Annotated in this window: 2 protein-coding genes; both read right to left on the bottom strand. The window is 73.7% G+C overall.

Translation table 11 applies throughout. The features are described 5' to 3' along the window. The coding region (locus ACH4MY_RS37950; protein WP_398009389.1) for an amino acid adenylation domain-containing protein at positions 1 to 4,687 on the bottom strand (4,687 nt) is incomplete at its 3' end. Continuing rightward, positions 4,684 to 12,012, bottom strand: a 7,329-nt coding sequence (locus tag ACH4MY_RS37945; protein WP_398009387.1) for an amino acid adenylation domain-containing protein, incomplete at its 5' end; no start/stop codon positions are given. The genes ACH4MY_RS37950 and ACH4MY_RS37945, both read right to left, overlap by 4 nt.

The following is a 12,012-nucleotide window of genomic DNA, read 5'->3' as shown; positions in this document are numbered from 1 at the left end:
TCCGCGCCACCTGCTCCCCGAAGAGAACCGGCAACGACACACCCCGCGTCTCCCGCACCTCACCGTTCCACCCCACCAACACCCGCTCCCGCTCCACGGCATCGAGCACCTCGACATCGCCCACAGGCCGGCCCGGATCAGCAGACAGCTCCCCGAGAACCCGCACGAAACGATCCGCGATCCCCTGAGCCGTCACCCGGTCGAAGAGATCGGTGCGGTACTGGAGGGCGCCGCGGAGGCCGCCGGGGGTGCCGGTGGTGCTGTGGGACTCGGCGAAGGAGAAGCCGAGGTCGAACTTGACGCGGTTGGTCTCCAGCGGCTCGTGGCGGACCGTGAGGCCCGGGAGCTTGGCGATCTCGTCCAGGGCTTCGACCGGGCCCGCGTTGTTCAGGTTGAGCATGGTCTGGAAGAGAGGGTGGCGAGCGAGGGACCGCTCTGGGTTCACCGCCTCCACCAGACGCTCGAACGGCAGGTCCTGATGCGCGTACGCCTCCAGATCCGCCCCACGCACCCGCTCGATCAACTCCGCGAACGTCGGATCACCCGACACATCCGTCCGCAGCACCAGCGTGTTCACGAAGAACCCGACCAGATCGTCCAGAGCATCGTCCGTACGACCCGCGATCGGGGTACCGAGCGGAATGTCCTCCCCCGCCCCGAGCCTGCTCAGCAGCGTCGCCAGACCCGCCTGAAGCACCATGAACAGACTCGCCCGGTGCTCGCGGGCCATCCGTCCCAGGCGCTCGTGGAGCTCCGGCGACAGCTCGAAGGTGATCGTGTCGCCCTCGTGCGAGGCGGTGGCCGGGCGCGGCCGGTCGAAGGGGAGGGCCAGCTCCTCGGGGAGGCCGGCCAGGGTCTTCTTCCAGTGGCCGAGCTGACGGGCGAGTTCGCCGTCTGCGCCGTCGCCGGTTCCCAGGAGTTCCCGCTGCCAGATGCTGTAGTCGGCGTACTGCACCGGCAGCGGCTGCCATGCCGGGGCCTCGCCGGAGACGCGGGCCGCGTAGGCGGTCGTCAGGTCGCGGGCGAGCGGGGCTCGGGACCAGGCGTCGGTGGCGACGTGGTGGGTGAGCAGGAGCAGGACGTGCTCGTCGGCGCCGAGCTCGAAGAGCCAGACGCGCAGGGGGGTGTCCCGGGTGAGGTCGAAGGTGTGGCGGGCGGCGGCCAGGAGGGCGTCCCGGAGCCCGGCTTCGTCGACCTCGACGACCGTGAGGCCTTCCCCGGCCCCGGTCGCACCGTCACCATCGCGATCACCGTCACCATCGCGGCCACCCTCACCGCCACCGCCACCGGCCCCCAGGACGACCTGATACGCCGACCCCTCCCCGTCCTCCGCGAACACCGTCCGCAGGCTCTCGTGGCGCCCGGTGAGGTCGCCGATCGCCGCTCGCAGGGCGTCGCGGTCGAGGCTGCCGTTCAGGCGGAGCGCCACCGGGGAGTTGTAGGCCGCGCTGGGGCCCTCGAACTTGTGGAGGAACCAGAGACGTTGCTGGGCGTACGACAGGGGGATGCGGTCGGGTCGCGTCGCCGCGGCCGTGAGCGCGGGGCGGGCGCTGCCGTTGCCGGTGTCGAGGGCTCCGGAGAGGCCGGCGACGGTGGGGGTGTCGAAGAGCTGGCGGATGGCCATCTCGGCGCCGAGGACGCTGCGGACGCGGCTGACGAGCTTGGTCGCGAGCAGGGAGTGGCCGCCGAGCTGGAAGAAGTCGTCGTCGATCGACACCGAACCCGACGGGCCCAGGCCCAGCGTCTCGGCGAACAGCCCGGCGAGGATCTCCTCACGCGGGGAGCGCGGCGCACGGCCGGACGACTCCACCCCGTACTCGGGCGCGGGCAGCGCGCGCCGGTCCAGCTTCCCGTTCGGCGTCAACGGGAACACGTCCAGCGTCACGAACGCCGACGGCACCATGTACTCCGGCAGCTGCTCGGCCGCCAGCGCACGCAGCTGCTCCGGGGTGACGGGGCGGCCGCCGGTGGCGGCGTACGCGACGAGGCGCTTGTCGCCGGGCTGGTCCTCGCGGAGGAGGACGGCGGCCTGGGTGACGTGGTCGTGGGCGGCGAGGACGGCCTCGATCTCGCCGAGTTCGATGCGGTAGCCGCGGAGCTTGACCTGGCCGTCGCCGCGTCCGACGAATTCGAGGAGTCCGTCGTGGTTCCAGCGGAGTACGTCGCCGGTGCGGTACATGCGGGAGCCGGGCGGGCCGTACGGGTCGGCGACGAAGCGCTCGGAGGTGAGTCCTGCGCGGTGCCAGTAGCCGCGGGCGAGGCCGGTGCCGGCGATGTAGGCCTCGCCGGGGACTCCGGCGGGGACGGGCCGCAGGGCGCTGTCGAGGACGTACACCCGGGTGTTCCAGAACGGGCGGCCGACGGGGACGGGGCCGGTCGGGGAGGGGGCGCCGGCGGGGATGCGGTACTGGACGCTGTTGACGGTGGCCTCGGTGGCTCCGTACACGTTCAGGACGTCGGCCTCGGGGCGGCGGGCCCGCCAGCGGTCGACGACCTCGCCGAGGAGGAGTTCGCCGCCGAGCATGACGAGGCTGTTCGGGGAGACGTCGGCGGGCAGGGCCTCCAGGAGGGCGAGGACGCTGGGGGTGCCCTTGAGGAAGGTGGGGGTGGCGCCCTCGGCGGTGTTCTCGTCGAGTTCGGCGACGCGCACGAGGCCGCCGGAGACGAGGGTCGTGTAGAGGGCGGTGACCGTGAGGTCGAAGGAGATCGGCGAGTGGAGCAGGGAGGTTCCCGTCATCGCCGGGTAGGCGTCGCGGCCCCACTGGAGATAGGCGCCGAGGGAGCGGTGTTCGATGACGACGCCCTTGGGGCGGCCGGTCGAGCCGGAGGTGTAGATGACGTACGCCGGGTGGGCGGGCCGCAGGGGGCTGTGGCGGTCGGCGTCGGTGGGCGCGGTGGCGGGCAGGGCCGCGAGCGCGCCGGTGAGGGCCGGGTCGTCGAGGTGGAGGCGCGGGGTGCCGGTGTCGGGGAGGGCTCCGGCCAGGTCGCGGGTGGTGACGAGGAGGGTGGGCCGGGTGTCGTCGAGCATGAACTCGATGCGTTCGGCCGGGTAGTCGGGGTCGACGGGCAGGTAGGCGGCGCCGGTCTTGAGGACGGCGAGGAGCGCGACGACCATCTCGGTGGTGCGGGGCAGCGCGATGCCGACGAACCGTTCGGGGGCCGCGCCGCGCGCGACGAGCAGGTGCGCCAGACGGCTGGAGCGGGCGTCGAGTTCGGCGTAGTCGAGGGTGCCGTCGACTCCGGTGACGGCGGGGGCGTGCGGGGTGCGGGCGGTCTGCTCGCGGAGGAGGTCGAGGACGGTGGTGTCCTCGGGGACGTCGCGCGCGGTGTCGTTCCAGCGGACCAGGGCGTCGTGGCGCTCGTCGTCGCCGAGGAGGGCGAGCCGGCCGACGGGCTGGTCGGGGTCGGCGACGAGGCCGCGCAGGACGCGGCCGAAGCGGTCGAGGACGCGCTGTGCGCCGGCGGCGTCGAAGACGTCGGGCCGGTAGTTGAGGCGGAAGCGCATCGTGTCGCGGGCGGAGGCGATGAGCAGCAGCGGGTAGTGCGTGGCCTCGCGGTTCTTGCCGGGTACGAGGCTGATGGCCGCGCCGATGCCGGTGCCGGCGGCGCCGGTGCGGCTGACCGGGTAGTTCTGGAACACCATGGAGGTGTCGAAGAGTTCGCCGTGTCCGACGGCGCGCTGGACCTCGGCGAGGCCGAGGTGCTGGTGCGGGGTGAGCCGGGCCTGTTCGTCCTGGACGCGGGCGACGAGCGCGGCGAGGGGCTCGGCGGGGCGGAGCCGGACGCGGGTGGGCAGGGTGTTGATGAAGAGGCCGACCATGCGCTCGACGCCGTCGATCTCCGGCGGCCGGCCGTTGACGGTGGTGCCGAAGACGATGTCGTCGCGGCCGGTGTGGGTGCTGAGGGCGATGGCCCAGGCGGCCTGGACGACGCTGTTGAGGGTGAGGCCGCGGCCGCGGGCGATCTCGCCGAGCGCGGTGGTGGCGTCGCTGTCGAGGACGGTCTGCACCTCGGCGCCCGCGACGGCGGCCCGGCCGGCGTCGGGGGCGACGTGGGTGGGTTCGGCGAGGTCGGCGTAGGCCTCGCGCCAGGCGTCGCGGGCGGCGTCCTTGTCCTGGCGTTCCAGCCAGGCGAGGTAGTCGCGGTAGGGGCGGGCGGGCGGCAGGGAGCCGGTGTCGCCGCCGGTGTCGTACAGGGCGAAGAGTTCGCCCATGAGGACGGGCAGGGACCAGCCGTCCATGAGGAGGTGGTGGTTGGTCAGGACGAGACGGTGGAGGGCGGCGCCGATCCTGAGGAGGGTGAAGCGGAGCAGCGGGGGCCGGGTGACGTCGAAGCGGGTGGCCCGGTCGGCGGCGACGGCGGCGTCGGCCGCGGCGGCACGCTCGTCCTCGGGCAGGCCGCTGAGGTCGGTCTCGGTCCAGGGCAGCGGCACCTCGCGCATGACGAGCTGGGCCCAGTCGCCGTTCTTGCGCTGCCGGAACGCGACGCGCAGGTTGGCGTGGCGGGCGAGGAGGGCCTGTGCGGCGGTGCGGAGGGCGGCCGTGTCGAGGGCGCCCTCGATGTCGAAGGAGATCTGGACGACGTAGGGGTCGAGGCCCTCCTCGTCGTAGACGCTGTGGAAGAGCAGGCCCTCCTGGAGCGGGGCCAGCGACAGGATGTCCTCGATCTTCCGCGGGGTGCGACTCACTTCTGGGCCTCTTCTTCGTCTTCGGGAGCGTGTACGTCGTCGAGTGCGGCGAACGCCTCGCCGCCGGTGGGGTCGTCGCCTTCGGGGTCGTCGCCCTCGGAATCGCCGAACAGGTCGTCGAACTCGTCCTCGAAGTCGTCGATCTCGTCCTGGGTGACGGAGGAGAGCGAGAGGTCGGAGGGGGTGAGGCCGCCGGCGAGGGGGTCGCGTGCGTGGGTGACGAGGGCTTCGAGGGCCCGGAACCAGAGGTCGGCGAGGGCGCGGACGTCGGTCTCGTCGAGGATGTCCTCGGCCCAGGTCCAGAAGGCGACGAGGCGGGAGCCGCCGGGTCCGTCCTCGGTGCGGGCGTTGAGTTCGAGCGGGTGGGCCAGGGGCAGGTGGCCGGGGTCGCCGGGGACGACGTCGATGCCGCTGAGCGGAGTCCAGTCGGCGACGGGACCACTGCCTCCGGTGGCGAAGCGCCCGAGGTAGTTGAAGGCGACCTGCGGTTGGGGCAGTCCGGCGAATCCGGTCGCGGTGTCGGGGTTGAGGCGGCGGACGAGTCCGTAGCCCATGCCCTTGTCGGGGACGGCCCTGAGCTGTTCCTTGACGGTCTTGAGGGCGGTTCCGGCGGCGGGGCCGCCGGCGAAGGCCTCGGCGAGGTCGGCGGGGCCGGTGTCCAGGCGTACGGGGTAGAGGTTGGTGAACCAGCCGACGGTACGGGACAGGTCGGCGCCGTCCACGAGGTGCTCCTCGCGGCCGTGTCCCTCCAGGTCGAGGAGGAGTCCGCCGCCGGCGCGCCAGCGCGTCCAGGCCAGGGTGAAGGCGGTGAGCAGGACGTCGTTGACCTCGGCGTGGAAGGCGGCGGGGACCCGGGTGAGGACGGCCTCGGTGATGTCCGACGGGAGGGTCGTCTCGATACGTCCGGAGGTGGCGTGGGTGTCGCGGGCGGGGTCGAGGGCCCGTCGGCCGAGGCGCGGGTCGGGGGTGCGCAGAACGGTCTGCCACCAGGCGGCGTCGGCGGCCCAGGCGGGTTTGGCGGCCTCCTCGGTGAGCCGCTGGGCCCAGCGGCGCAGGGAGGTGCCGACGGCCTGGAGTTCGGGGGCGCGTCCGGCGGCGACGGCCTCGTGGGCCTCGGCGAGGTCGGGGACGAGGATCCGCCAGGAGACTCCGTCGATCACGAGGTGGTGGACGACGAGGAGGAGCAGGCCGGGGGTGCCGGGTCCGCGGTCGACGTGGACGGCCTGGACGACGCGTCCGGCGGCGAGGTCGAGCCGGTCGCGGGCGGCCTCGCCCTCGGCGCGGGCCAGGGTGGTGAGGGCCTCCTCGTCGAGGCCGCCGGCGTCGACGTGGCGGATGACGCCGGCGGCGTCGACGGTGCCGGGTTCCGGGATCTCCATGCGGCGGTCCGGGCCGGGGGTGAGGCGGGCGCGGAGCGCGTCGTGGTGGTCGAGGAGGGTCTGGACCGAGCGGGCCAGGTGGTCGGGGCGGAGGCCGGCGGGGGCCTGGAGGACGGCGGACATGTGGAAGGCGTCGAGGTCGTCGGCGCGGTCGAGGAGCCAGTGGTTGATCGGGGTGTGCGGGACCTCGCCGAGGCCGGCGCCGGGTTCCTCGGCGACGGCGCCGGTGGACTCGGTGACGACATGGGCGAGGGCGGCGACGGTGCGGTGCTCGAAGATGTCGCGGACGGACAGTTCGAGGCCGGCGCGGCGGGCCCTGCCGACGAGCTGGATCGACATGATGCTGTCGCCGCCGAGGTCGAAGAAGCCGTCGTCGATGCCGACGTCGGCCACACCGAGGACGTCGGAGAAGAGGCCGCAGAGGGTCTTCTCTCGGTCGGTGCGCGGTCCTTCGCCGCCGGTGTCCCCGGTGGCGGCGGCGGGTGCGGGGAGCGCGGCCCGGTCGAGCTTTCCGTTGGCGGTCAGGGGGAGTTCGGGCAGGACGACGACGGCGGACGGCACCATGTAGTGGGGCAGGTGGCCGGCGATGTGGGTGCGCAGGGTGCGCGCGAGGTCCGGGTCGGCGCCCTCCTGGAGCTCGGCCGGTACGACGTAGGCGACGAGGCGTACGGTCCCGGGGGTGTCCTGGCGGGTGAGGACGGCGGCGGTCTCGACGGCGGGGTGCTCGGCGAGGACGGCCTCGACCTCGCCGGGTTCGACGCGGAAGCCGCCGATCTTGATCTGGTGGTCGGAGCGGCCGAGGAACTCCAGCTCCCCGGCGCTGTTCCAGCGGACGATGTCGCCGGTGCGGTACATCCGGGAGCCGGCCGGGCCGAACGGCGAGGCGACGAACCGTTCCGCGGTGCGGTCGGGCCGGCCCTGGTAGCCGCGGGCCATCTGGCCGCCGCCGATGTACAGCTCGCCGCGGACGCCGGGGGCGACGGGGCGGAGCCGCTCGTCGAGGACGTGGACGGTGGCGTTCCAGACGGGCTCGCCGATGGGGGCGGAGCCGGGCCATTCGTCGATGTCCGCGGGGAGGGTCGAGGAGGTGATGGCGGCGACCTCGGCGGGGCCGTAGATGTTGTGGGCCATGCGGCGCCAGCCGGTGGAGCAGAAGGCCCGCAGGTCGCCGCTGAGCCGGAACTGCTCGCCGCCCTGGAAGAGGTCGGTGAGCGAGTCGAGGCGTTCGCCGGTGTCGGCCGCGGCGGCGAGGACGGCGTCGATGACGAGGGTGGGCGCGAAGAGTTCGTTGACGCCGTAGCGGGCGATCCAGGAGGCCAGCTCGTAGGCGTCGAGCCGGGTCTCCTCCTCGGGCAGGACGAGGGTCTTGCCGACGACGAGCGCCTGGAGGATCTCCTGGACGGCGAAGTCGAAGGAGACCGCGCAGAACTGGGCGGTGCGGGTGCCGACGCCGCCGCAGTAGGTTCCGGTGTGCCAGGCCAGCAGGTTCATCAGGGAACCCATCGGCATGACGACCCCCTTGGGGGTGCCGGTGGAGCCCGAGGTGTAGACGACGTACGCGGGGTGGCGCGGGTCCAGGGGGCGGACCCGGTCGGCATCCGTCAGGTCGGTCTCGGGGGCGGCGGCGAGGAGCCGGCCGGTGTCCTCGGCGTCGAGGACGAGCGCCCGCCCGGAGTGCACCTCCCCCAGGAGGGGGTGGTGGGCGGTGTCGGTGAGGACGGCGGCGGGACGGCAGTCGTCGAGGACGGCGCGCAGGCGCTGCTCGGGGGCCTTCATGTCGAGGGTGAGGTAGGCGGCGCCGGTCTTGAGGGCGGCGAGCAGGCCGACGATCATGTCGGCGGAGCGGGGCAGGGCGATCACGACGATGTCCTCGGCGCCGACGCCCCGGGCGGCGAGGTGGTGGGCCAGCCGGTTGGCTCGGGCGTTGAGCTCCCCGTAGGACAGGGTGACGGCCTCGGAGATGACGGCCGTCGCGTGCGGGACGTCGGCGGCCTGGCCCTCGACGAGTTCGGGGACGAAGCGCGGCGAGGTGGCGTGCGCGGTCCGGTTGCGCCGCTCCAGGGTGGCGAGCTCGTCGTCGGTCATGACGTCGAGCCGGCCGAGGGGTCGGCGCGGGTCGTCGGCGACGGAGCCGAGGAGGCGGAGGAGGCGTTCGGCGAAGGCGGTGGCCGTGCCCCGGTCGAACAGGTCGGAGTTGAACTCGACGGCGCCGTGCAGCCCGGTCGGGGTGCCGTCGGGGCCGTACGTCTCGTCGAGGAAGAACGCCAGGTCGAACTTGGCGCGCCCGGTCTCGGGCGCCCGCACGTCGACGGTGAGGCCCGGGAGACGCAGGACGTCCAGGGCCTCCTGGTTGTTGTCGAGGCCGAGCAGCACCTGGAAGAGGGGGTGCCGGGCGAGCGAGCGCGCGGGGCTGAGGACCTCGACGAGCCGCTCGAAGGGCAGGTCCTGGTGGGCGTAGGCGCCGAGGTTGGTCTCCCGGACGCGGCCGAGGAGTTCGGTGAAGTCGGGGTCGCCGGAGGTGTCGGTGCGGAGCACGAGGGTGTTGACGAAGAAGCCGACGAGCTCTTCGACGGCGGTGTCGGTGCGGCCGGCGATGGGGGTGCCGATGGGGATGTCCGCACCGGCGCCGAGCCGGTTGAGCAGGGTGGCGAGGGCCGCCTGGAGCACCATGAAGAGGCTGGTGCGGGTGGTGCGGGCGAGATCGGCGAGGGCCGCGTGGAGACTCGCCGGGACCTCGAAGGCGACCCGGCCGCCGCGGTGCGACTGGCTCGGCGGGCGCGGCCGGTCGGTGGGCAGCTCCAGTTCCTCGGGGAGCCCGGCGAGCGTCGTGCTCCAGTGGGCGAGCTGCCGCGAGATCTCGCTCTCCGGGTCGTCCTCGGAGCCGAGGATCTCCCGCTGCCACAGCGTGTAGTCGGCGTACTGCACGGGGAGCGCGTCCCATACGGGCGCCTCGCCCCGGGCCCGGGCCGCGTAGGCGCGGGAGATGTCGCGGGCGAGGGGGCCCATCGACCAGCCGTCGCCGGCGATGTGGTGCACGACGAGCGTCAGCGTCCGCTCCCCGGCGGGGGTACCGAACAGCCATGCCTTGACGGGGAGTTCGGCCCGCAGGTCGAAGGCGTACGAGGCGGCGTCGCGGATCCGTGCGTCCAGCTCCCCGGCCGCGACCTCCTCCTCGGTGAGCTGCGGCCGGGCGTGCTCGGCGGGCAGCACGACCTGGCGCGCGCCGGAGCCGTCCTCGGCGAACAGGGTCCGCAGGCTCTCGTGGCGTACGACGACATCGGTGAGGGCCTGCCGCAGCGCGGCCCGGTCCAGATAGCCGGTCAGCCGCAGGGTGACGGGGATGTTGTACGTGGCGCTCGGCCCCTCCAGGTTGTGGAGGAACCACAGCCGCTGCTGGGCGTACGAGAGGGGAAGCCGGGACGGCCGCTCGACGGGGGCGAGCGGGCGGCGCGCCCCGGAGGCACGGGCGGAGGCCTCGGCGAGTCCGGCGACGGTCGGGTTCTCGAAGAAGGTACGGATCGAGATCTCGGCACCGAGGACGGAGCGGACGCGGCTGAGCAGCCGGACGGCCGACAGGGAGTGGCCGCCGCGGTCGAAGAAGTCGTCGTCGATGCCGACGGCCGGCACCCCGAGGACCTCGACGAAGAGGGTCCGGAGGATCTGCTCCATGGGACTGCGGGGCGCCCGGGAACGGGCGGCGTGGACGGTGCCGGAGAGAACGGCCGAGGCGTCGGCGGCGGTGCCGGTCGCGTCGTCGGACGTGGCGGGGCCGTCCGCTCCGGGTGCGAGTTCGAGGGTGCCGTCGGTGGTCCAGCGGGCGGTACGGCCGGTACGGAGGAGCCACGAGGCCCCGGGGAGGGGGCTGGCGGAGATCCGTGCGGCGAGGGCCTCGGCCTCCGGGGCCGCGGGGAAAGGACCGTCGCCCGCCGCGTACAACTCGCCGGGAACGCCCGGCGGGACCGGGCGCAGCCGGCCGTCGAGGACCCAGGCCCGGGTCGTGACGAGGCCTGCGGGCAGGGCGACGGGCGGGACGATGGGCTGGGAGGCGGGCTGGGCGGTCTGCGGCGCGGCCTCGGAACCGGTCGGCTCGGCGGTCTGCGGCGCGGCCTCGGAACCGGTCGGCGGGCCCACGGCCGGCACGGCGCGGCCGAGGACCTCGGCCACCCCGGGGCGGTCGACGGAGCTCCACTCCCCCAGCACGGCGGCGCGCTCGGCCTCGTCGAGCAGCGGGACGGCGGAGAGCCGTCGGGCCGGGTCGGCCGTCACCTCGGTGAGCAGCCGCACCAGCCGGTCCGCCGTCGCCCGCGCCGACGGCGCGTCGAAGAGCCCGGTGCTGTACTCCAGGTCGGCGACGATGCCGGCCGGCAGGCCCGCCTCGTCGAAGCTCTCCGTCAGCTCGAAGTTGAGGTCGAACTTGGTGTCCTCGATGGGCAGCCGCTCCAGGCTCACATCGAGCCTCGGCAGCCGGGCGACCTCGGCGACGGTGGCACGCGGGTCGGCGTTGTGGAGGGTCAGCCCGACCTGGAAGAGGGGATGGCGGGAGAGGGACCGCTCGGGGTTGAGCGCCTCGACGAGCCGCTCGAACGGCAGGTCCTGGTGCGCGTAGGCCGCGAGGTCCGCCTCACGGACCCGGGCGACGAGCTCGGTGAAGTCGGGGTCGCCCGAGGTGTCCGTACGCAGGACCAGGGTGTTGGCGAAGAAGCCGACGAGTTCCTCGACGGCCGTGTCGGTACGGCCGGCGATGGGCGAGCCGATCGGGATGTCCTCCCCGGCACCCAGCCGGGTGAGAAGCCCCGCGAGCGCCGCCTGGAGCACCATGAAGAGACTGGACCGGGTCCGGCCGCCGAGCGCGTACAGCTCCTGGTGCAGGGCGGCGGGGATCCGGAACGTCACCTGCCCTCCCCGGCTGGACAGCTCGGCACTCCGGGGTCGGTCGACGGGCAGCGGAAGCTCCCTGGGGAGCCCGGCCAGGGCGCTCTTCCAGTAGGCGAGCTGGCGGGAGATCTCACTGCCCGGGTCGTCCTCGGAACCGAGGAGCGCACGCTGCCAGAGGCTGTAGTCCGCGTACTGGACGGGCAGCGGCTCCCACTCGGGGGCCTCGCCCGTGGTGATCCGCGCGGTGTAGGCGGCGGCGAGGTCACGGGCCAGGGGACGCATGGACCAGCCGTCACCCGCGATGTGGTGCAGCAGGATCAGCAGCACGTGCTCGTTCTCGGAGAGCGCGAACAGCGTCGCCCGGAGCGGGAGTTCGGCGGACAGGTCGAAGAGGTGACGGGCCGCGGCGAGCAGCTCGGCGGTGAGCCGACCCTCGTCGGCCTCCCGGACCTCGAACCCGACGGGGGCCTCGCGCGCCGGAACGACATGCTGCACGAAGCCCTCGTCGTCCTCGGCGAAGACCGTCCGCAGGCTCTCGTGCCGGGCGACCACGTCGGAGAGCGCCAGCCGCAGCGCCTCACGGTCGAGAGGACCACGGAGACGCAGGGCACCGGGAGCGTTGTAGGCGGTGCTGTCGCCGTCGAGAAGCTGAAGGAAGCGCAGCCGCTGCTGGGCGTACGAGAGGGGTACGCGGACGGGCCGGGGGTCGACGGGGGTGAGAGCGGCCCTGGCGGTGCCGCCGACGTGGTCGAGGGCGGTGGAGAGGCCGGCGACGGTGGGCGTGTCGAAGAGCTGCCGGACACCCATCTCGACACCGAGGACGGTACGGATGCGGCTGACGAGCTTGGTCGCGAGGAGGGAGTGTCCGCCGAGCTGGAAGAAGTCGTCGTCGATGGAGACGGCACTGGGGGTGAGACCGAGGATCTCGGTGAACAGGCCGGCGAGGATCTCCTCACGGGGTGAGCGGGGGGCGCGGCCCGCCGACTCGACGGCGTAATCCGGTGCGGGGAGGGCCTTGCGGTCGAGCTTGCCGTTGGAGGTCAGGGGCAGGTCGTCGAGTTCGACGAAAGC

Source organism: Streptomyces sp. NPDC017246 (genome assembly GCF_044331325.1).
In the GTDB taxonomy this organism is placed as follows: Bacteria; Actinomycetota; Actinomycetes; order Streptomycetales; family Streptomycetaceae; genus Streptomyces.
The sequence above is the reverse complement of the archived record's forward strand: the minus strand, read 5'-3'. Positions and strand labels throughout refer to the sequence as shown.